At 38.1% G+C, this 22861-nt stretch carries 22 protein-coding genes and 5 pseudogenes; 8 read left to right on the top strand and 19 right to left on the bottom strand.

All coding sequences use genetic code 11. The annotated features are described in order from the left end of the window. Window positions 1–167: 167 nt before the first annotated feature. Window positions 168–1574: a PTS system trehalose-specific EIIBC component gene (gene treP, locus A9C19_RS00130; RefSeq protein WP_072581673.1), complete on the top strand. Its 1407-nt coding sequence runs from the start codon at window positions 168–170 to the stop codon at window positions 1572–1574. A 37-nt stretch (window positions 1575–1611) separates the two neighbouring features. Here the strand turns inward: treP and A9C19_RS22620 are convergent, their stop codons facing one another. Next, entirely contained in the window at window positions 1612–1917 is a 306-nt protein-coding gene (locus A9C19_RS22620) for an alanine-zipper protein (RefSeq protein WP_420835852.1), read from the bottom strand. Window positions 1918–2034: 117 nt separating this feature from the next. On the opposite strand from A9C19_RS22620, the gene treC reads away from it, so the two are divergent. From treC to A9C19_RS00090, 7 genes are all read left to right on the top strand, one after another. Next, entirely contained in the window at window positions 2035–3702 is a 1668-nt protein-coding gene (gene treC / locus A9C19_RS00120; RefSeq protein WP_072578066.1) for an alpha,alpha-phosphotrehalase, read from the top strand. 70 nt (window positions 3703–3772) lie between these two features. Then, window positions 3773–4489: a trehalose operon repressor gene (treR, locus tag A9C19_RS00115; RefSeq protein WP_099092723.1), complete on the top strand. Its 717-nt coding sequence runs from the start codon at window positions 3773–3775 to the stop codon at window positions 4487–4489. Between the two features lie 142 nt (window positions 4490–4631). After that, on the top strand, window positions 4632–5324 hold the full coding sequence (locus A9C19_RS00110; protein WP_072578064.1) for a bacteriorhodopsin: 693 nt from the start codon (window positions 4632–4634) through the stop codon (window positions 5322–5324). A gap of 72 nt (window positions 5325–5396) precedes the next feature. Further along, entirely contained in the window at window positions 5397–6626 is a 1230-nt protein-coding gene (gene pepT / locus A9C19_RS00105) for a peptidase T (protein ID WP_072578063.1), read from the top strand. Window positions 6627–6693: 67 nt separating this feature from the next. Then, entirely contained in the window at window positions 6694–7866 is a 1173-nt protein-coding gene (gene iadA, locus A9C19_RS00100; protein ID WP_072578062.1) for a beta-aspartyl-peptidase, read from the top strand. Between the two features lie 411 nt (window positions 7867–8277). Next, window positions 8278–9963: a methyl-accepting chemotaxis protein gene (locus tag A9C19_RS00095; protein ID WP_072578061.1), complete on the top strand. Its 1686-nt coding sequence runs from the start codon at window positions 8278–8280 to the stop codon at window positions 9961–9963. Window positions 9964–10391: 428 nt separating this feature from the next. Next, complete coding sequence (locus A9C19_RS00090; protein WP_072578060.1) at window positions 10392–10586, top strand: hypothetical protein; 195 nt, start codon at window positions 10392–10394, stop codon at window positions 10584–10586. Window positions 10587–10613: 27 nt separating this feature from the next. On the opposite strand, the gene A9C19_RS00085 is transcribed toward A9C19_RS00090, so the two are convergent. The 18 genes and pseudogenes from A9C19_RS00085 to A9C19_RS00005 all read right to left on the bottom strand — a co-directional run bounded on the left by A9C19_RS00085 (window position 10614) and on the right by A9C19_RS00005 (window position 22323). Beyond that, window positions 10614–11120, bottom strand: a complete 507-nt coding sequence (locus A9C19_RS00085) for a hypothetical protein (RefSeq protein ID WP_083584462.1) — start codon at window positions 11118–11120, stop codon at window positions 10614–10616. A gap of 165 nt (window positions 11121–11285) precedes the next feature. After that, window positions 11286–11552 (bottom strand): YwqI/YxiC family protein, encoded by a 267-nt coding sequence (locus tag A9C19_RS00080; RefSeq protein WP_072578058.1) that lies wholly within the window; start codon window positions 11550–11552, stop codon window positions 11286–11288. Next, a complete protein-coding gene (locus A9C19_RS00075; protein WP_072578057.1) occupies window positions 11552–11980 on the bottom strand; it encodes a YwqH-like family protein in 429 nt (142 codons plus the stop codon). The genes A9C19_RS00080 and A9C19_RS00075 overlap by 1 nt, the downstream gene beginning before the upstream one ends. A 277-nt stretch (window positions 11981–12257) precedes the next feature. Next, a complete protein-coding gene (locus A9C19_RS00070; protein ID WP_072578056.1) occupies window positions 12258–12476 on the bottom strand; it encodes a type VII secretion EssA family protein in 219 nt (72 codons plus the stop codon). Beyond that, window positions 12473–12748 carry a type VII secretion EssA family protein gene (locus tag A9C19_RS00065; protein ID WP_072578055.1) on the bottom strand — a complete coding sequence of 92 codons (276 nt, stop codon included), beginning with the start codon at window positions 12746–12748 and terminating at the stop codon, window positions 12473–12475. Before A9C19_RS00065 ends, A9C19_RS00070 begins: the two co-directional genes overlap by 4 nt. Beyond that, window positions 12738–14024, bottom strand: coding sequence for a hypothetical protein (locus tag A9C19_RS00060; protein ID WP_145925764.1), 1287 nt, complete (start codon window positions 14022–14024; stop codon window positions 12738–12740). Before A9C19_RS00060 ends, A9C19_RS00065 begins: the two co-directional genes overlap by 11 nt. Window positions 14025–14221: 197 nt before the next feature. Next, window positions 14222–15889: a type VII secretion protein EsaA gene (gene esaA / locus A9C19_RS00055; RefSeq protein WP_072578053.1), complete on the bottom strand. Its 1668-nt coding sequence runs from the start codon at window positions 15887–15889 to the stop codon at window positions 14222–14224. Continuing rightward, on the bottom strand, window positions 15886–16413 hold the full coding sequence (locus tag A9C19_RS22150; RefSeq protein ID WP_233499215.1) for a hypothetical protein: 528 nt from the start codon (window positions 16411–16413) through the stop codon (window positions 15886–15888). Before A9C19_RS22150 ends, esaA begins: the two co-directional genes overlap by 4 nt. Beyond that, window positions 16406–17653 carry an FtsK/SpoIIIE domain-containing protein gene (locus tag A9C19_RS22145; protein WP_233499214.1) on the bottom strand — a complete coding sequence of 416 codons (1248 nt, stop codon included), beginning with the start codon at window positions 17651–17653 and terminating at the stop codon, window positions 16406–16408. The genes A9C19_RS22150 and A9C19_RS22145 overlap by 8 nt, the downstream gene beginning before the upstream one ends. A gap of 3 nt (window positions 17654–17656) precedes the next feature. Continuing rightward, a pseudogene (locus A9C19_RS22140) lies at window positions 17657–18370 on the bottom strand (FtsK/SpoIIIE domain-containing protein). Between the two features lie 23 nt (window positions 18371–18393). Then, a complete protein-coding gene (locus A9C19_RS22135; RefSeq protein WP_233499213.1) occupies window positions 18394–18876 on the bottom strand; it encodes a hypothetical protein in 483 nt (160 codons plus the stop codon). 268 nt (window positions 18877–19144) lie between these two features. Then, entirely contained in the window at window positions 19145–19372 is a 228-nt protein-coding gene (locus A9C19_RS22130; protein ID WP_233499212.1) for a hypothetical protein, read from the bottom strand. 354 nt (window positions 19373–19726) lie between these two features. Next, on the bottom strand, window positions 19727–19933 hold the full coding sequence (locus A9C19_RS22125) for an FHA domain-containing protein (RefSeq protein WP_233499211.1): 207 nt from the start codon (window positions 19931–19933) through the stop codon (window positions 19727–19729). 42 nt (window positions 19934–19975) lie between these two features. Further along, entirely contained in the window at window positions 19976–20350 is a 375-nt protein-coding gene (locus A9C19_RS22120; RefSeq protein WP_072578051.1) for an FtsK/SpoIIIE N-terminal domain-containing protein, read from the bottom strand. Window positions 20351–20394: 44 nt separating this feature from the next. Continuing rightward, window positions 20395–21039 (bottom strand): annotated as a pseudogene (locus A9C19_RS22615) (type VII secretion protein EssB/YukC). 52 nt (window positions 21040–21091) lie between these two features. Continuing rightward, window positions 21092–21336: pseudogene (locus A9C19_RS22610) on the bottom strand (type VII secretion protein EssB/YukC); the annotation flags it as partial. A gap of 388 nt (window positions 21337–21724) precedes the next feature. Then, window positions 21725–21959: pseudogene (gene yukD, locus A9C19_RS00010) on the bottom strand (ESX secretion system protein YukD). Between the two features lie 71 nt (window positions 21960–22030). Next, window positions 22031–22323, bottom strand: a pseudogene (locus tag A9C19_RS00005) (WXG100 family type VII secretion target). Between the last annotated feature and the right edge of the window lie 538 nt (window positions 22324–22861).

Here is a 22861-nt window from a genome sequence, read left to right as displayed (position 1 = left end):
CTAATTGTTAAAGGATTATGTAAACGATTTATTTTTGTTGACAACTTGTATATACATGATTAAGATATAGAGACAACATGTATATACAAATTTCATTTTTAGCTCATATGAATGAAAACGCTTCTTTATATGACTTAGAGGTGAAATATAGTATGGGAGGGAAAACCATGAGTATTGATAAAAAACAAGTATCAGCAATTATAGATGCAATTGGTGGCAAAGAAAATATCGCCGCGGCAACACACTGTGTCACTCGTTTACGTTTTGCGTTAGTAGATGAAGAAAGCGTAAACAAAGAGGCTTTAGAAATGATTGATTTAGTAAAGGGTTCGTTTTCCACGAACGGACAATTCCAAGTCGTTATCGGACAAGGTACAGTTGATAAAGTCTATAAAGAAATCGTCCAACAAACAGGTGTAGGAGAAGCATCAAAGGATGATGTAAAAAAAGCATCTGAAAAGAACTTAAATCCATTACAGCGTGCAATTAAAACGTTAGCGGATATCTTCATTCCGATTCTGCCAGCAATTGTGACTGCAGGTTTATTAATGGGAATTAACAATATCCTAACTGGCTCAGGCATCTTCTATGACGAACAATCACTTGTTCAGGTGTATCCACAATGGGCTGACTTTGCTAGCATCATTAACTTAATTGCCAATACATCCTTTGTATTCTTACCTGGTTTAATTGGTTGGTCGGCCGTTAATCGTTTTGGTGGAAGCCCACTGCTTGGAATTGTACTTGGCTTAATGCTTGTGCACCCTGATTTACTAAACGCTTGGGGTTATGGAGCAGCAGAAGAAGTTCCGACATGGAATCTCTTTGGATTAGATGTTCAAAAGGTTGGCTATCAAGGTCAGGTTCTACCAGTACTACTTGCTTCTTTCGTGTTAGCAAAAATTGAAATATTCTTACGCAAACGTATTCCGGATGCGTTTCAGCTATTACTTGTCGCACCGATTACATTATTAGTAACAGGCTTTGTTTCTTTTATCGCAATCGGACCGATCACGTTCGCCATCGGTAACATGATTACTGCTGCGGTAGTTGGTATTTTTGAAGTAGCTCCAATTTTAGGCGGACTAATCTATGGTGGTTTGTATGCACCACTTGTTATCACAGGAATGCATCATACGTTCTTAGCAGTCGATTTACAGTTAATTGGTAGCACAGGAGGTACATTTCTATGGCCAATGGTTGCCCTTTCTAACATTGCACAAGGTACTGCAGCACTTGCTATGATGTTCTTATTAAAGGATGAAAAGCTTAAAAGCTTGTCCTTCACATCTGCTGTTTCGGCCTACTTAGGGATTACAGAGCCAGCGATGTTTGGCGTAAACCTACGCTACCGTTTTGCCTTTATTTCAGCAGTTATCGGGTCAGCCCTTGCAGGTGCCTTTATTTCAATGCAAGCCGTTAAAGCACCATCCATCGGTGTTGGTGGTTTACCAGGATTCTTATCAATCTTCCCTGAAAACTGGGTATCCTTCTTCATCGGAATGGGCATTGTACTAATCGTACCATTCGTTTTAACGATGATTTTAGGGAAAATGCGTAAGAACTTGAACTAATCATAGAAGGTAGTTCAATGTTTCATGATTTTTGCGGCTAATTCGGGGTTCGATGTGGTGTCTCTATCGTTTTCGGGGAGGATCCGTGATCTTTTTGGGGGGCTATCCGCGATTTTCCGGCCCTATCCGCGATTTTCTCGGGCCTATCCGCGATTTTCCGGGCTCTATCCGCGATTTCCCGGGCCCTATCCGCTATTTTCCGGGCTCTATCCGCGATTTTCCGAGTTCTATCCGCGGTTTCCCGGGCCCTATCCGCGATTTTCCGAGCTCTATCCGCGATTCGGGAAAACCTGACAAACTTCGCGCGACCCAGCAAAAGCGACGCGGCATAGCGAAAGAACACAAAACAAATGATATAAACCAATCACGATACCATCAGGAGTAACAAGTACAAGTTTCCTGATGGTATCGTCTCTTCCTTTTACCTCGGAAAAAAAATACTTACATGGTGGTGCTAGATATGGAACAACCTTGGTGGAAAAAATCAGTCGTCTATCAAATATATCCAAAGAGCTTTAATGATACACAAGGAAATGGTGTTGGCGATCTTCAAGGAATCATCGAAAAGCTTGATTACTTAGAGAAGCTGGGTGTAGATGTTATTTGGTTAACGCCTATCTATCAATCTCCTCAGCGTGATAACGGCTATGATATTAGCGATTATTTCTCTATTCATGAAGAATACGGATCTATTGAGGATTTTGATCAGCTAGTAGAGGAAGCTCATAAGCGCCATATTAAGATCATTATGGATATTGTTGTAAATCATACTTCAACAGAGCATGAATGGTTTAAGCAGGCGTCTTCCTCTAAGGATAATAAATATCGTGATTACTACATTTGGAGAGATGAAGCAACAAACTGGCAATCTAAGTTTGGCGGTTCAGCATGGAAGCTCGATGAAACGACTGGTCAATATTATCTTCACCTATTTGATGTAACTCAAGCAGATTTGAATTGGGAAAATGACGAATTACGTCAAGAGGTTTATAGCATGATGGACTTTTGGTTCCAAAAAGGTGTCGATGGCTTCCGACTTGATGTAATTAACTTAATCTCTAAAGACCAAAGCTTCCCTGACGATGACGGTTCTGTTGCACCTGGTGATGGACGTAAATTTTATACAGACGGTCCTCGTGTACATGAGTTTATGCACGAAATGAATCAGAAGGTCTTTTCAAAATACGATAGTATGACGGTAGGTGAAATGTCCTCTACCACGATTGATCATTGCATCCAGTATTCTAATCCTGAGCGTCAAGAGTTAAGCATGACATTCAATTTCCACCACTTAAAAGTCGATTATCCAAACGGTGAAAAATGGGCGATTGGTGACATGGACTTTAAGGCTCTTAAAAAGATTCTTTCAACATGGCAAATTGGCATGAACGAAGGCAATGGTTGGAATGCATTATTTTGGTGTAATCACGATCAACCAAGAGTTGTTTCTCGATACGGAAATGACGGAAACTACCATAACGAATCAGCAAAAATGCTTGCAACCACGATTCATATGATGCAGGGGACTCCTTATATCTATCAAGGAGAAGAATTTGGAATGACAGACCCGAAATTCGATTCTATTCATGATTACAGAGATGTTGAAAGCCTAAATATGTATACCATTTTGAAAGAAAAAGGATACTCTGAACAAGACATTCTTGACATTTTAAAAAGAAAATCTCGTGACAACTCAAGGACACCTGTGCAATGGGATGAAACGAATCATGCAGGATTTACAAATGGGACACCTTGGATTTCAGTCGCTAACAACTATAAAGAGATAAATGCAAAGAAGGCTTTAAGTGACGAAAGCTCCATTTTCTATCACTACCAAAAATTGATTTCATTAAGAAAAACATATGATGTGATAACAGATGGCAGCTATCAGCTTCTACTGCCTAATCATGAGCAAATCTTTGCCTATGTAAGGGAAACTGATCACGAAATGCTAGTCGTTGTCAATAATTTTTATGAAGAAAAAACGATGTTTGAACTACCAAAAGAAATAACTATGGCAGGGTTATCTCGTGAAATTTTATTATCAAATTATGCTGACTCTTCAACTACTAGTGAAAAAATAGAACTTAGACCGTACGAATCTATTGTGTACTATATGAAAAAATAACAAGACCTACTTGTAAAAGCACCTTATGCACCGATACATCGTTCATGGTAAAATTAAGTCGGTGATGATGATGCGAACGAATAAATATATGAATATTTATAAAGAGTGGTCAGATAAAATAAAGCACGGGGAAATAAAAGCAGGCGAGGTCCTTCCTTCAGAGAATGAACTCGCAGAACGATACGAAACAAGTCGGGAGACCATCCGTAAAGCGTTAAATCTATTGAGTCAAAACGGGTTTATCCAAAAAATTCGTGGCAAAGGCTCTATTGTTCTTGATGTACAGAAGATGAGTTTTCCTATTTCAGGACTTGTCAGCTTTAAAGAGGTTTCAAACAATTTGAATATGCAGCCGATAACGACAGTTCATAATCTTGGCTTAATCAAACCAGAGCCCTTTATTAAGCAACAGCTTCAAGCTTCTAGCAAGGACGAGGTTTGGAAGGTTGTTCGATCAAGAAAAATTGGCGTTGAGAATGTCATTCTAGATAAAGACTATTTCCTCAAAAAATACGTTCCTATGCTAACCACACAAATCTGTGAGAGCTCCATTTATGAATACCTTGAAAAGCAATTAAAGCTTTCCATTAGCTTTGCGAAGAAGGAAATCGTTGTCGAGGATTGCACGAATGAGGACCGCGAATACCTTGACTTAGAAGGTTTTTCCCATATTGTCGTCGTTAAGAATTATGTTTACTTAGAAAACGCTAGTTTGTTTCAATATACAGAATCTCGCCATCGCTTAGATAAATTCCGATTTGTCGATTTTGCGAGACGGGGTGTATAAACAAAAAGTATGGAGGGTAGCCTTCATGCTTTTTGTTTATGAATTTTTTAGGGATTATTGAATCTAATAACCACCACAGTGATTAACATAGGCTCTAATTGGACATAGCTTAACGTATAAAACATTGTTAGAGGTGGGTTTTTTGAATGATTTAAGTGTTACTCTTCACTATTTTTACGTTTTCGTTATGCTTTCGGGTGCTTTTTATTTTTATACGATTAGTAAAAAAACGGAAGGTGTGCCTAAATATGAATATTTAGTAGCGACCTTAATACCACTCTGGTCTGGAGCTGCCTATTTATCCATCGCTTTAGGACAAGGTTTATTAGAAAAACCAGAGAAAACCATTTATTTTGCAAGATACATTGATTGGGTCGTGACAACGCCTATGCTGCTTATTGCTCTAGCATTTACTGCTATGTTTTTTGAGAAGAAAAATAAAACGTTAATTATATCTCTAGTGTTTGCTGATGTATTTATGATTTTAACGGGACTTATAGCCGACTTTTCAAGTGAAAACATCAAGTATATTTGGTATCTCCTTGGAGTTGTCGCTTTGTTTATTATTCTTTATATCATATGGTATCCACTACGAAAAATAGCGGTCCGAGGTGGAAAGCAGTTATCTAGTCATTATACGCGTACCGCTGCGTACTTAACGGTGTTTTGGATTAGCTATCCTACCGTTTGGCTACTGGGTCCATCTGGTTTAGGATTAGCACAAGCAACAACCGAGTTAATCGCGTTTATCTTCTTACCTATTTTCTCAAAGGTTGGATTTAGCATTCTAGATTTAAATGGATTACGACATTTAGAAAAAGGAAGAGCCTTGTGATTAGTTCACAGGGCATTTTTTTATTGAAAATGATATGATAAAGCTATCCTACTATAAGGAAGGGGAATACATATGAAACAGGATTTAATAACAAGATTAACGCGTTATGTGAAGGTTGATACACAATCAAACGAACAAAATGAGGTGTGCCCATCAACACCTGGTCAATTAACATTAGCCAATATGCTTGTAGAGGAACTGAAGGAAATCGGAATGTCGGAGGTCACAATTGATGAAAATGGCTATGTGATGGCAACGCTTCCTTCAAACACAGATAAGGAAGTCCCGACAATTGGATTTTTAGCACATGTTGATACGGCAACGGATTTCACAGGAAAAAATGTCAGTCCTCAGCTAGTCCAACATTATGACGGGAAAGACATTGTCCTAAATGAAGCTTTACAGGTCATTATGTCTCCTTCCCAATTCCCAAGCCTAAAAAATTACGAAGGTCACACATTAATGACAACGGATGGTACGACATTATTGGGTGCAGACAATAAGGCCGGCATTGCCGAAATTATGACAGCCATGCAATACCTGATCTCTAATCCTGACATTAAGCATGGGAAGATCCGTGTTGCGTTCACACCTGATGAAGAAATCGGCCGTGGTCCACATAAATTTGATGTAAAGGCTTTTGGCGCTAACTTTGCTTACACAATTGATGGTGGTCCTTTAGGGGAGCTTCAATATGAAAGCTTTAACGCAGCAGCCGCGAAAATTACATTCAAAGGAAATAATGTTCACCCAGGTACAGCTAAAGCAAAAATGGTGAACTCCGCTAAAATTGCGATGGCTTTCCAAAGTAAATTACCTGCTATGGAGGCTCCTGAATTTACAGAGGGCTACGAAGGTTTCTTCCATCTCATTTCAATAGAGGGTGACGTAGAAGAAACAAAAGTCCACTATATCATTCGTGATCACGATAAAGATGCATTCGAGGAGAGAAAGGCGAAACTAACTGAACTCGTTGCCGAATTTAAAGGTGTTTACGGCGAAGAAGCCATCATATTGGAACTAAATGATCAATATTACAATATGAGAGATAAAATTGAACCCGTTAAATACATCGTGGATGTCGCACATCAAGCGATGGAGAACCTTGGAATTGAGCCAATCGTAGAACCTATTCGTGGCGGTACAGACGGATCACAGCTATCTTATATGGGACTTCCAACACCGAATGTCTTTACGGGTGGCGAAAACTTCCACGGTAAATTTGAATTTATCTCAATTGAAAACATGGAAAAAAGCACCCAAACGATCGTCGAAATCTGCAAGCTATTCGAACAAAGCTAATAGTGGTGCCAGTCCCCCAGCGCTTTAACGCACTGGGGGACTGGCACCTTAAAAGGAGAATCTCAATATGTTAACTCTCATTAAAAACGGTGAGGTTTATGCACCGGATTATATAGGGAAGAAGGATCTTCTCCTCACACATGATAAAATCGGCTTTATTGAAGATGAAATTACTCTTTTGCCATCTTCATTTGTTAATATGAAGGTCATTGATGCTAGTGGTTTAAAGGTGGTACCTGGGTTTATTGATTCACATGTTCATATCACGGGTGGTGGTGGCGAAGGTAGTTACAAGACGCGCACCCCCGAAATACAATTATCGCAGGCTACAACTGCAGGTATAACAACACTTGTCGGCGTTATAGGTACAGATGGCACTACGCGCACAATGCCCAATCTCTTAGCAAAAGCAAGGGCGCTCGAGGAGGAAGGCATCACCTGCTACGTCCATACGGGCTCCTACCAAGTACCAGTTAAAACACTTACAGGTAAAATTGAAGACGATCTAATACTTATTGATAAGATTATCGGAGTTGGCGAGATCGCCATAAGTGACCACCGATCTTCTCAACCAACTGTTGAAGAAATTGCAAAGCTTGCCTCAGCTGCACGAATTGGTGGAATGTTATCAGGTAAAGCAGGAATTGTAAATATTCACGTTGGTGACAGTCTTCAACACTTGGATTTACTATTAGATGTTGTCTCATCAACTGATCTCCCTATTCGTCAGTTTTATCCTACACATATTAATCGAAATCCACACCTCTTTGAAGCTGGCATTCAATACGCTCTCCAAGGTGGCTGGGTTGATTTCACGACTAGTACGATTCCTAAATTTCTAGAAGAAGGCGAAGTAAAATGTAGTACGGGATTAAAACGCATGCTTGAAGCCAGTGTCCCAATCGAACAAATCACCTTCACTTCAGACGGTCAAGCAAGCCTACCAGACTTTGATCAGCACGGTGAAATGATTGGTCTCAAAATCGGGAACGTTAGTACTCTCTTCCAAGAAGTAAAACAAGCTGTTCAACAGGAAAACATCGACCTATCAACCGCACTTAAAGTAATAACAAGTAACCCTGCTAGGATTCTCAAGCTTCAGCAAAAGGGTGAAATCAAGATAGGAAAAGACGCAGATCTCGTTTTATTAGACGAGCAGCTAACGATACAATCCGTATGGGCTAGAGGAAAACAAATGGTTGAAAATGGTGAAGCGATTGTGAAAGGAACGTTTGAATAGAAGAGATTGTCAAAAACAAAGCATACTTGTCCCAGCTAGCCTTTCATTAACTAAGGATTACGCTAGTAGCAATTCAACTTTAGCAACAAATAGAAATCAATAAATCACGTAACGCACAGGTTATCATGTCTGTGCGTTTTTACATGCCTTTTTCTAGTAGCATATCACGTAAGACCTTTTCACCCACGCTTTAGCTTTAATAGATTAATGGTAGGCTGTATGCCTCTTAGGTAAGATTTATCCACCTCATGTATCAACAGTTTTCTAAACTAATAAAAGTCCCCTTATAATTTGTCTAAATTTGTCGATATATAGTACAGACATATAAATCGACCTTAAAAAATTTTTATATGAAAGGTTCATTAGCCTTTATTTTCTTAAAAAATGTAACAATGAAAGGAAAATGCACACGTGAAGATGAGAACAAAACTTTTAGGTATTATCTCCATTTTAATTTTTTCATTATTGCTAATTGGAGGCTTATCTATTTTCATTAACTCCTCTACTGTCAAAAAGGATGAGCTTTTAACAGATAAAATGGAGGTTCAAAATAAAATTAAACATATCCAATACAGGTTAGCGGGATTATCAAATGATGAAAGAGCTTTTATCATCACTGGGGAAAAAGAGTTTACTGAGGGAATGAAAGAAAAAGCAGAAGATATTTTCACTACTTTAGAGCAATTGAAGTCCCTCATCCATAACCAAAAATATAGATCGAATGTCGAGGACATCCAAAAAAACTTCACAGAATATTGGAGCTTGAATCAGGAAGTGGTATCTCAATTTTCCACAAGTCCCGACCTGGCTAAATCCATGCACTTTGGTGAAGAGAGAACACTAAGAAAGGATGTACTGGATCCGTCCGTAAATGAAGTAGTTGATCAATTAGATAAGGATGTTGAGAGCTTAAAAGCAGATATTAAAAAATCTGCAACCATCAGTAAATGGTTCATCCTAATCGTAACAACAACTACAATTATAGTAAGCATTTTGTTCAGCACACTCCTTCTAAGATCTACCTTAGGGTCTCTTAAAAGCTTAAATAGACAACTTGAAGATATTGCACAAGGAGAAGCAGATCTGACCCAAACGATTACAATTAAGGGGAAAGATGAATTTAGTCAGCTCGCTAGATCATTTAATACTTTTATTCATTCACTAGGAAGTATCGTCAGACAAATAAGCGACTCATCGGAGCAAGTCGCTGCTTCTTCCGAAGAATTATCGGCAAGTGCTGAACAATCTAAAATGACATCTAATCATGTATCTAACTCAATGAAGGACATTGCCTTAGCGAGTACAACTCAAAGTTCTCTGACAGAAGAAAGTTCAAAATCAATTAATGAGATACTAGACAACCTATCCGAAGTGACGGTTAATACGAGCAATATTGCAGAGAATTCCTCTTTTATGAGAGATAAGGCAGAAATGGGTGCCTCTACTTTAAATAAGATGGCAAATCAAATGACATTAATTAGTCAATCTGTTCACGAAGCTGGTACTGGATTAGAATCATTAGTAAACAGTACAACTGAGATTAGTGATATCACTTCTCTAATTAGTACTATTTCAGAACAAACAAATCTGCTTGCATTGAACGCAGCCATTGAAGCTGCTCGGGCAGGAGAATATGGAAAAGGCTTTGCCGTAGTAGCAGAAGAAGTTCGAAAGCTGGCTGACGAAACAAACAAATCTGCCGGTCATATTAAACGATTAGTTTCCACAATTGAAACTGACTCGAAGGATACGGAAAATAATATTAAAAACGTTCAGCAAAATGTCCATTTAGGTATGAACTTAGTGACTGATACGAACCATCAATTTAGTGAGATATTAAGTCTAATCGGACAAGTAGCCTCCCAAATTCAAGAGGTGGCTTCTGCAACACAACAATTAACTTCTGGTGTTGAAGGTATTCAATATACCCTTTCAACTCTTGAAGTAGGAACGAAAGAAACATCTTCTAGCTCTGAAGCTATCGCTATAGCTACACAAGAACAATTAGGCTCTCTAGAAGAGATATCTGATGCAGCCTTCTCGCTCTCACATTTAGCTGAAGAATTACAGAAGATCGTCAACCGCTTTAAATTTTAAAAGCATCGCAGGTCCTTATTAATTCTAGGGGAAATAAAGCAAATTGGAATGAAGGTGTTCTCTGCCTTCTTTTCCATTTTGGCTTATCCTTATTCCTCTTATTAATTAACTCTTTTTGGCACTAAAAGCCCTTCCTTATCATGTAAGTAGGTCCATTTCAGTGGAGAACCATTTAAAATAGCACACTAATAAACAGACTAAATCGCATATGATTTAGTCTGTTGTTTTTTCTTTATATATTCATGTTTATTGGATCTAAACACTCGAAATATCATTCGAAATTGCACCTTGTAACATTGTGACAATTGCTGTGTCAACGCAACAATTGTAATTTTATGTTAAAATAGATGTCAAAACTGTAACTGTGAAGAAAAGTGCTTAAACTAACAGAACAAAAAATATTGATAAACTTGGGGAGGATTTTTTTTATGCTTATTAGAATAGTAGTAGCGATTATTGCCGGTGGAATGATGGGCTTTATAAGTTGTTTGTTTATTGCGAGTGCAGTTAACGCACCGGATAGTTCATTAGTCTATTCTACTTATTTCGGAGTATTCTCAGGTCTGTTAATTTGTTTAATTATTGAAGTGAGCAAACTAGATAGTAAGAGGCATAGAAACTAACAATCTATGTGAAAACAGCCTATTCACTTAATTTGTACACCAAAATACACGATCTGCTATCGGTAAGCTGGCTGCTCCCTTTATGAAATGTAGTAAAACGTCTGTATCAGATCTCCCAATATACTCATCTTTATCTACGTTATAATATTGAACTACTTCAACCTTATATGTACCGTTATCTATTTTGATTTTATTTATAGAGCAATTGCGATTAGGTACATTGTGATTTTTAAACTGAGCAGCCATTGTAAGGCAATCATAATCCACTAAATATAGTTGGTTCTCCGTTACTTCCAAGTACCCTACTGCTTTCCTAAAGCATGGATCAGCTATTTCTGCCGTACCTATTTTAACTTCTACTCTCCAGGAATGTTCAATGCCTTCTTCAGTCATTTGAAAAACCAAAATATGTCCACACTTCATCTCGTCTCCGAAATGTCGTAAGAGACTATCTAATTCCCAATCTTCTCCTACGAATGCTTTGTATTCACTAGCGTTTGCTACTCCAATAAAGTTTGTATCTCCAAAGTTCATTAAAAATTTCATCCTTTTCCTCCATTCATTATCATTACTTACACATTATTAGATGATGAAAAAGGGGACAACAATCCATCTATGAATTGTGCCCCCCAGTTGTTCTGACTAGTATCTAATACAATAAGGATTCTTCTCTTTTGATAAGTAAAGTGATGATTCGCCTTACCATCTCGTAATAGCTTCATCTTGTTCTTTTAATGATCGTACATTTACCTTTGTGTCATCAATGTTTTTCTCTACTATGGAGACATATTCCGAAAGTAGTTGGTGGATTTGTGCTTCTCTTTCAAGAAAATAGCTTGTGTAGTCTAGTTTGTTTTTCCCCATCTCCTTTAAACTTGGCGATCGTAGATTAATGGATTGCAGGGCTGATTTTGCCTCATTAAGCTCCTTCACTACCGTTCCATAATTTAGTTTAATCGTCACCATTAGAATAACCGCCTTCTTAATTCACTAATTCGGTCAGATAGCTCTTCCACCGCATCCTCACCACGATCAACTAGTCTTCCAGCCTCAAATGCAAGGGCACTCGTCACATTAAGAAGAGCTCGATCCATTTCTAAACTATTGATCTTATTTTCAATCTTTTGCTGATAATCTTCAAAGTCATTTTGTCCGATGTCCTTTAAGATAATATATGCGTCCTCACGTTCCTCATCATAATCAGTTGCTCGCTGTCCTTGCCATTCATTGCCTAGATCAGGTTCCTTAATCGTTTTGATTTCTTTTAGAAAAAGCTGCTGTTCATCTAGAAGATCATTTTTCGCTTTTGTTAATCTTTCAATCTTTTCATCTACTTGATTTGATCGATTCGAAATTGTTTTTTGAATACTAAAAAGGGAATCCGCCAAACTCATATTCTCACCTCATTTATGTAGGCTCTTTTTCTTAGTCTTTGTTTCTGTATAGTAATCATTCAAAGAATACCGTCAGCACTCCCAGCTAATACCAAGGTATGTAAGAAAAAAGCTGCTCTTACTTTACAGAGAGAAAAATCTTGTTCCTAGGGGCAAGATCTTTACACTTCGGATATTTTAGGAAAGCAACAAGCTAAGAGAAAACTGCCTTTATTAAAATAGAGAAAAGGAGGAAATACATCTACCATTATCCCCTCCTAAACCATCAACACACGACCTATCTTTTTTGAACCTCTTGCTTCAATGATTTTCCCCAAACAACTAAAATCACAATTAGTAACAACATACAAATTGAACCAAGCACGATGATAAGCAGGGTTAAAGGTGATCCTTTAGATGTGACTGAGTCTTCAACACTACTTTGTGCCACCTTCTCTTCGGAAGAAAATAGTCCTAAACCTTCAGCTTTTGCTTTAATTGTGTTACTATTTTTCACTTCACTTGAGAAAAGACTCTGTAGAACCTGATCATCATTCGATACCTTTTCCCCTCAAAGGTTAGTGTTTTTTGTTCCTCTGGAATGGAAGATCGTTGATTGCTTTGTTGCTGATTTAGCTTATATTCTTTATTCCCTTTGTTTTTTTGATAATCATTTGGTTCAAGCTCATCTATTGTCGTTTCCCCATATACCTGCGTTGTTTCGGCAAGGTGATAAAGTGTCAGGATCACCAGACACAAGAAAACTTTCACTAGATGCCTACGCTTCATATGCTTCTTGACCTTTCTCAACCTGTAGCATTTTTGATCTACCAATAAAATACTGTAATGCACCCAACCCTACTAATAGTAAGCCAAGAACAACTATCGCCTGTGTAAATAAGGATTCTGTTCCATATTGGATACTCATATACACCTTCGACATTGGATCTTGGAAGCTGAAGTTTGGTGTTGTTAAGGCAAGTAAAGGTGTGACATAGAATATCACTAAGCCAACTGTAATAAATGCACCCGCTAATAAATGGACCGAAAGCGCGACTCTTACAAGAGCCGATCCCACAGTGAGTAATAAGATCGTAAACACTGTCCATTCCACTGCACTTTCTTCTCTTAATGGATAAATCTCAAGACCGAATAAGCTGATAACAAAGCCTACTATTAGATTTAACAAGGTGAATAGGACTGCTTGAATCCACGCTGGTGGTTGTTGGAAATAATAGCTTGTATAGCCAACTAAAAGGCTACAAACTAATACGATGAATAACACCACAACAGGCGGAATATTTTGAACGGTTGTGCTCTTCGTTTCTTCCGGTATGTCTCCACTTACCTTTAATGGATTTGTTAAGAAGTCATACACATATCCATTTGACTGCCCATCAACAAATGTATTTCCTAACACACTAAATACATCGTCACGAATGAGTTCTGTTGAGGCAACGTTTGACGCCCATTTGGAGTTGAGTTTATCCGCATCCGCTTGAACATCGCTTATTCTCCCTTGGAGCTCATTTGTATAATCGATGATTCCACTCTGACTTTCTTGAACAGATTCCAGCCACGTATGCATAGAGTCCATTTGTTCCGTTATTTGCTCAGATCCTGAAACCATTTGCTGCCCTTCAACACTTGAAGTCGGTGGTGCTTGAGAAAGCTTTAATTCAGGCTGTTGAATTTGAGTAAGAATATTTTGAGCATCCTCTTGAATCCCCTCAAGGCTCTTCACTAAAATATCCTGGTTTTCGTTTACACTCGTTTCATATTCAGCCATAAACAGGGTGAATTGATCCTCCATTGTATTAAGTGCATCCTTAGTGGACGGTAAGTCTTCACTCAATTTTGTCCAGACAACGTCCTCATCATCCTTAATTTCAACAATCTTATTCGCTTCCTGCTGTAAAGCTTCATTTGTTAAGGTATCTATTTTTGCCTGATCAATTGAAGCCATGCTTATTAACGTGGCCTCGTATCGGTCTAGGTAGGAATAATAGAACATCATATCGAGTAAATCTTTGCTCTTTATTTCCTTGGAAAAGAATTCGTTCACTCTTGTTTTCCGTGTTTCAGATAAGGCTTTAGACGCTAAGATACTTTGTTCTTTTCTCTCGATTTCTTCTTTTATATTTGCCTCATAATCCTTGTATAGATTCAGCTCTTCCTCTAGTTTAGTAGCTTGAGTAAAGAGGTCATCATAGAGCTGTTGTAATGCTTCTTTTTCCTCGGTTAGTAGATTCTTTTCCTTGATTAAATCATTTTTTCTTCAATAAGAGTATCACGCAGGTCTTCTAGATTTTGCTTATCAAGCTCTAAACCTGCTACTTTTTCACTCGTTGTAGTAAGTAGCTCTTGTAATTCTTCTAGTTTTTCTTGAAGCGGATTAGTACCACCGCTTTCCTTATCACGTAATGATTCTGCTACAACTGCAATTCGATCTTGCACACTCCCTAACCCTTCTAAAGCGGAAAGGTATTCCTCTGAATTTTGGTCTGTATTGGTTGATAGGGTTTCCTTTAGTTTATTAATCTCTTCAATAATCGCAGAAAGCTCGTTTCTTTCGGCCTCTAAATTTACAAAGCCTGTATCCTCTGGTGTATCTGGATTCGTTGGTGGCTCTGAGGGCTCTTCTTCTGGATTTTTTGGTTGTTCTTCCTCGGTGTCATCTCCAGAAGGTATATCCGTATCCTCCGGTTGTTCCTCTTCTTGAGATTCTTCAGGAGAACCTTCTTGACCAGTGTCTGCTGCAAGTAATGTTGCTTTTGTCTGGTTTTTCTTTTCCTTCTCCTCTTTTGGAGCTTCTTCTTCTGGCTCTTCTGGTGCTTCACTTAATGACTCACTATACTCAGCAAGCTTTGCTTCCACGTTGTTTAATACAGTAGAATCCTTTAATTGTTGGTAAAAATCCAACACCTTTTTCTGATGGGTTTCATATTCACTTAATTGTTTACTCACAAGGCTATACCTTTGCTCTTGTAGCTGCCCAAAGGTTTGCGTTTGGTTAAACATTTGAGTATCAAGCTTTTTCATATTTTCAATGAACGTATTCCCTTCGTCATCAAACAGCTGCTTTGATTGCATAAACATAGGCTGTTGATCCTGAGTCGCTTGATTCACCGTTAAAATGGCCTCTGTTTGCATGTCGGCTAGTACCTTTTGTTGATTATCTTGATATTCCTTATATTGCTCAACAAATTCTACGAAGCTAGCTAAGCTTTTTTCATACCCTTCAAGCAGGGATTTCTGATCCGGTGTTCTTTCGCTCGTATTCTGAATAGAAGATTGCAAGCTTGCTAGCATCATTCTTTGTTCTTCAATTTGTCCAGCGAGATCTTTAGAGCTTGGTTGATAGAAGGCCTTCATCGCCTCTTGAAAGGCAATTTCTTTTTGAAGAATTTCATCAAATTCCTGTCGGATTGTTTCCATATCAACAGAGATATAATTCCAGTAGAGCGTTGAAATTTTTTGATTTACTTTTTTCGTTGCTTTTTCAAGCTCTAATACCACTTTTTCTTTATTAATGCTATTTAACTGACTTTGTACTTTATACTCAAAATTTGTTTTGACTGGATTCTCTTCATTATAAGTCATGACATTTTCAGAAAAGTTTGACGGGAGATATACGACGGCATCGTACTTTTGATTTTTCAATCCGTTTTCTCCTGCACTTCTTCCGACAACTGTGTATTCAAAGGCAGAGTTTTCCTTTAATATGGCTGCAACATCCTGACCAAATTGGATTTGTTCGCCCTCCTCCTCAGTTCCCATATCTTCGTTAATAATGGCGATCCTTTGTGCTGCACTCGCTTTTTCAACTTTAAACGGATTATCTCCGATAGTTTGAAAGAAAACCAGTGGGGTAACAACAATAAGAGCAATAACGAGTAAAAGTTTGAGTATCGTTACTAGCTGGTTCATACATGTGCCTTCCTTTCCACATTCACTAATGGAATTTGAATACTTTGTTCTTTACCGTTTTCAACATAGTATCCATACCCTGGTTGAATTTCTTTTTCTTTTCGATCATATGTGAGTGTAAAGATCGTTTGCTCCGATTTTTTCATAAGAACAACCGCCTGGCGAATTTGTTTGATTTCAAGAGTTAAAGGATCATATCCTTTCGTTAGCTCATTGTTACTTCCTGAAACAATCATATTAAAGCCAAGATGGCTATACTCTTTCATAAACTTGACGAGGCGATCTTGAAGGAGATGATCAAGATTTTGTAAAAAACGTGTGTATCCATCAATGACTAGAAACACCGGTGTAAATACAGGTACTGAGTTTCCTAGACTGATTTCACGATGATAGATACTTTCCCGCTCAGTCATGATTTCTTCTACCTTATCGAGCCAAGAAGCAATGTGCTCTTTCCCTTCTAAATAAACTAAGCGGTTATCACCTATGAAAGAAGCTAAACCGCGATCGATGGAATCAAACACACCGAGTTGATCTACTTCTTGCTCTAATGCCGTATGGATAAATGCTTTTAGTGTGTTCGTTTTTTCCTTTTTGTGCCTGACCGAGAACGATACAATGCTTTACTTTAAGAAAATTCACATAAACAGGTGTGACTTGTTCTTCATCCAGCCCGATAGGAAGTAATCCCTTTTTCTTTTCATAATAGGCAGCAAAAGAAACGATATTCAGCTCTGTTGGTAACATAGGTACGGCTTGTGGTTTATCCACATGTGCATAAACATCTTTTAGCTCATGAACCTCTGCCTTCACATTCGCCATTTGCTCAAAGTCATCGTTCCCTTCAGTAGGTAGATACACCTGTGAAAAGTAGGCTGATTCCTGCTTTATAATGGCTCGGCCAGGAATTGCTTCCGGAGCAAATTCAAGTCTTCCTAACATCGTATAAGCCTCTGTTTGATCCATTAGATAATGGACGATTTTCGTTTTTAAATTATTCATTAACGATTGACGTACAGAATTAATTCTTGTTGCTGTGAGCATGAGGTATATACCGAGAGATTGGCCGTCCCTTGCAAACTGGTTTAACTGTTGTTCAAGGTCTAGCATCTCTTCTTTCACGATGTCAAAATTATCAATAACTAAATAGAGGAGAGGTAGCTGTTTTTCACTTAATGCGTTATACATCTTGATCGAACTTACCTCTTGCTTTTGAAATAATTGCTTTCTTCTCGCAATCTCTTCTTTTAGGATATTCATGAACTTCTCCATCTTACGTTCTTGATCGATTAAGAAATAATCTGCTGTATGTGGGAGCTGCTTAAGAGGCAATAATCCACCATTTCCAAAGTCCATCAAATAATAATGAATCTCTTCTGGCGAATACCTTCTAGCTATCCCTAAAAGTAAAGTAAGTAAAGTTGTTGTTTTACCATAGCCTGATGAACCAAACACCCCAATGTTCCCATCTTCAATGATCTGGTATGGATAATTCGTTTGACTTTGCTTTTCAGGCTCGTCAATCATTGCGAATACAATCGTCGACCTTTCCTTTTGCTCCTCCTCTTTTATTAGATACAATCTCGATTCAAGAGGTGGAAGCCACGGGCTTTGAAGCTTTTCAACGTTCATCTCTTTTTGTGTTTCTGCTATTCTTTGGACAATAGAAGAGATTTCCGTTATTTTTTCTTTTTGTTGCTGTTTTTGGGTCGAAACCTCTGATAATGGCACTAAGCCAAGATCCGTCACAATGGCGGACTTCATCCTCTAAATCGTACGTCTCCTCTTCACGATAAGGGGCACCACTCCAAGCTGATTGGAAAAGCTCATATACCTCGTTATTTCCACCTGTAAATACCCTCTACCTGTCAGAGTAATAGATGCCGCATCTCCATTTTTAAGGATTTCACGGCTATCCTCTGCATTTTGCACCTTTAAGGAAATACGAAAGCGTGCATTACTCCAAATTTGGTTATCAATAACACCACCAGGCTTTTGTGTTGCAAGAATAAGATGGACACCTAAACTACGTCCAATCCGGGCAGCACTTACAAGCTCACGGATAAAATCAGGCTCCTCCGTTTTTAGCTCCGCAAATTCATCTGATATTAAAAACAAATGTGGTAACGGCTGATTCGCTTTTTTATCCTTATATAGCTTCGTATAGTCATTAATATGTGAAACATGATACTCGTCAAATAAACGCTGACGCTTTTCAGCTCGCTTTAATCGATGCTAATGCACGCAGGCTAAAATTCTTACTTCCTTCAATATTTGTGATCGTTCCTAATAAATGAGGCATTTTCTTGAAAGGTTGTGCATTCCTCCACCTTTATAGTCAATAAGCAAAAAGGCCACTTCATGTGGATGAAAATGAACAGCTAGGGATAAGATGTACGTTTGCAAAAGCTCACTTTTCCCTGAACCTGTGGTACCCGCTAATAATCCATGAGGTCCATGTGCCTTCTCATGTAAATTCAGCTCAACTTTATCCTCTCTCCCCTTTAAACCAATAGTACAGCTAACGATTTAGCCGACTCACGCGTTAGCCAATTTTGTTTAATAGGAAGCTGATCGACTTGCTTAACATTCATCATTTCCAGGAAAGTCACACTAGTTGGAATGGAGTTTGTCATTCCAATTTGATGATCTAGCGTTTTTAAAAGTCGCGCAAACTCCTCGTTATTTTCTCGTTTATGTGCATCTAAACTAAAAGGTATCTTTACAGCCTTTTTATCCTGAATAAGAATATCTCCTTGCTCGTCATTGATATAGCGGATAAGAGTATGAATATTCTCTGTTAAGCTTTCCTTCGCTTCCGCTGCAAAATTAACAGATATTCCTAAATAACGATGCTCCTCTAAATACTCTAGAATGACGTGATCTGAAATAAGCTGGTGGTTTGTCACAACAAACACATAGTGAGGAGCAAAGCGAAGCTTTTCTTTATCCTCTTCCAGATCTCGTTCACGAATCATTTCATACAATGAATAGAGCAGTTGATCCCGTGTTTTTTTTCGTTATAAATAAATCCCTTCGCATAGGAATTTGGAACCTGAAAATGCGGAAGCCACTTCATCCACTCCCATTCCAGATACTCCAGTTCATCAAATAAAAGGACAAAACGCAAATCATGGTAGCTGTGAAAAAATGCGAGCTGTCCAATCATTTGATGGAGCTCATTTTTCAACACTGCATTCTTTCCAATTAGCCCAACTGCACCTTTAGAGAGGTCTGCAGTAATCGGTAAGTTTTCTAAGATTGATAGCTGTTTTCAAGCTTTTGTGATTCCTCTAGCAATTCATCCATCTCTCGATTAGACATATCAGAGGATGTAGCACTAATCTTGTAGCTTGCTGGAACCGTTCCTGTTCCAAGTCGAAATTGGAGAAAATCCGGGCTCTCTAATGATCGCTCCCATAATCTGTCTGAATGCTGGCTTGTTAAGTACTTCATTCGTTCAAAAGAAGGAAAATGAAACAAAAGGACATCCTTTTGTTTGTCTGCTACTTGTTGTAGCTCGGCTTTTTGTATGCAAATAATTTGTATATATTCGTTTTCGACGCTCCTTAGCTTTCTTTTGATTTCCTCTGTCTTTAAAATACTGAACAGTTGATGTCACTAAGGTCGTCATAAACATGACTAATGAGACAATAATAAAAATCCCTCTTGGAACTAAAATGGCAACTAACCCCATGACGAGAAGCATCACAAGCGGCGGCATAATGATTAACCAAAGACTCCGATTGGACCCCTCCGTATCCTGGCCAGGAAATGACAGCTGTACTTTTTCATCGGTAAGTCATACACCATTCTGGGCGCCCTACGATAAAGATACTACTTTTTCATCTCAGAATCTGGCTGTTTTGTTACAGGTAGGGAGGTGTGAACAGTTGATACGCTATCCACTTGAATAAAATCATCCTCAATCAATGTCATGCTCATAAAGGGCCAAACAATTTCGTCACCGGTATGAATCCTTTGTTTTGCATGTACTCTCTGACCATTTACGAACACAGTCTCATCCATAGATCCTTCTAGCACCCATTCATTCCCTGTCGTAAAAGATCGAAGATCCTTGTTCTTTCATCCCCTCATCTGCTTGTTTAAAGAAAGTGGATTGTGCATCCTCCTTGTCGAGAAGGACAGTTCAGGCAGATGTCCTATATAGTAAATTTGCTTCTCTACTTTTTGTTGACTTAAATAAAGGGTGAACTGCTCATTTTCAATGTTGATCTTATATGCTTTGAGGGGCTCCAACTTTCGAGTTTGGGAGGAACCCACATGGAATGAAAACCCCTCCTCCTCCTTACGAATAGTGATTGGTTCTTCTTTTTTTGGATAGGTTTGAAAGGTAACAGTATGTTCTAATTCCGAGCCAATTGTAACTTGTTGTTTTTGTATTTGTTTCCATTCTAATTTCTGATATGCTTCTTGATGAAAAATCCAAAGAATATTCATCGGTCCACCTCCACGTTCTATGCCATCATTCACCTGATTTTTCTTTAGATTCTGTTTCTTTTATCGCTAGCGTCTGAGGCTTCCGGGGCTGATGCTGGTTCAGCCTGTTCGGCTGGTTCGGTTAATTGACCATTATCCGCTTCATCTGCTTCAACAGTTCCTTCTGTTCCTTCATTTACCTCTTTTTCCTCTGCTGCTTGAACTTCTTCCTTTTGTCTTTCGTATTCATTTATTTCATCTTCAATTTCAGCTAGAGTCTGCTGACGTTCTTCCCTGTCCAATTCATCATCTGACTTCACTTGCTCTTTGTATTTTAATAGTCCAAATTGAACTAAGTCGCGATCCTCTAAACCTTGCAATATCTAATGCTTCCTCAGCTTCTCCGCGTCCAATATAGATCCAATAATGAAAATATTGTGGATCTGTTTGAAGAGTAACCGTATTTCGAACGGTTTCCTTCTGATCCTCTGTTAATGATTCATTTATGATGTAAGAAAGGCTAGCTCATACTGTGTAACTATAGGCATATCATCAATTTCATATGGCTGAAGCTCTGTCACCACATCACTGTATTGATCTTGTAGGAAGAACTCCTGCGCTTTGAATAAAGCTCGTTTGCTTTGGTTGGACAAAAAAGAACGAATACAAGGAATAAATAAGAGCTGGAATAAAGCAAATGATGACACCATACATGATGCCACGCGTCAGCTTCCAAGATTGTTTCTTCACCACAGTATAATTTGCTTGATCTTTTTTTAGCCTTTCTATATTTTCTTCAATAATGATAAGTAGATCTTGTAGGGAACTAGCTTCGTGAATCCTTTTAGTTAGGGAAGAGAGCTTTAATGTTTGGAAAAAGCGAACATATTGCTCAAAGGTATATGTACGATCAAGTAAGTAGCAACTGTTGCTTTTACTTCTTGGAATAATTGGTCTGAATTTTTTTCATATGGTGGAAGACTTTCCATCACTCCAAAATGTAGCAAATAAGGTTGTAATCCTTGATCAAAAACTATGTTTTCAGGACATACAAGAAGATGAACCTTGAGAGTGAATGCTGTTTAACAAGTTGAACCAAATGATAAGCAAGAATATAGCGCTCTTTTTCATCTAATCTTTGAACGTGACGAGGAAAATATGAGTAAGTTTGCGGCAGCTTGTATTCAATACATAATTCATCATCCTTCATCTCTATTTTTTCTGGATCGTTTGATTGACCTCAGAAAGAAAGGAGACTTCATGTGGATGATCAAGCTTAATTTTTTTTTTGGAACAAAAACGTTATGGTTTGATCCTTCTGTGTGACGTCTGCTTCAATTTGTTCCTGTAAATATGAAAAATGACTTTGTATTTGTGTAGACATCTTATACTCCCTCACAATATTTCAATTCGATCTCCCGTAAAGATCCTTGCATCTATTAATCTTTCATTACCTTGTACGACTTTGTTTGTTTGTCACACGAATAATACCCTTCCTTGGTGAGCTTGAAAGGTTTTTCGCTTGCCAAACAATTGAAACCATTTCTTTCACAGAGTGATAATTTGATAGGCGGAGGTCAAAAGTGTCTCCATGATAATGTTTTAAATCGATCGTTACTTCTATGTACATATGCTTTCACCTCATAAGGAAGGAGCGCCGCTTAGTAAGAATCGACGCCCCTTGCTTTTCTTATCTAACGTTTAGCCACGAATTTGGCTTGCGATTTGTTGGTCAGCATCCTCAAGAGCTTTCGATGTACTGTTTAATTGAGTAGAAATCTCATCTAAAAGCTGCTGCATTTGAACAAATGAAGGTCTTAACGTTTGGTATTGTTCACTGAATGCACGGCTTGATTCACCTTCCCACATACCCTCAAGCTCTCTAATCATTGTGTCTAAACGTGAAATTTGATCTCCTACTTGACTACTCTCACTTGAATAACGATTGACATACTAACTAGCTCTGCAGGGGTAACGCGGATAATTCCAGACATGTTTTCCTCTCCTATCAAATGGTTTTTTTTGGTTCCTCATTTATGTAAAAGATGAGTACCCGGATCAATAATCGTTCCTTAGATATTTCCAGACCTCAAAGCGAGCTCTCAAATTATCCATGCTCTTACTTCTTCAGAAAAACATGTTTTCTTTATTCCTAACAGTTTTTCCTACATATACCAATAACACAAATACCCAATTTAATACAGTTATAAACTAAAATGTAAATAAAAAGGAATTTTTTTTCCTATGATTCTTTTTTGTCTACAGTTAAAATTCTCATATACATAATTACCCATTATTTACCACTAGGTCATTTCAGGTAAAAAAGACTAGAATCTCAATAGGAATATACGATTATAGGATTTCTAAACACAAGCAGGATAAGGATTGAAGCTATGTAGAGGAAACTAAAAAAAGGTCGAGGAATGGTATACATATGGTGTATTTTCGTTGTTTGTCTAATTATTATTACATTGTAAATAAGAAAAAAACTCCAAAAATGGGGTAAAACATTCAAAAACCTTACATATCACA

The sequence above is a fragment of the Bacillus weihaiensis genome (assembly GCF_001889165.1).
Lineage (GTDB): Bacteria > Bacillota > Bacilli > Bacillales > Bacillaceae > Metabacillus > Metabacillus weihaiensis.
The sequence above is the reverse complement of the archived record's forward strand: the minus strand, read 5'-3'. Positions and strand labels throughout refer to the sequence as shown.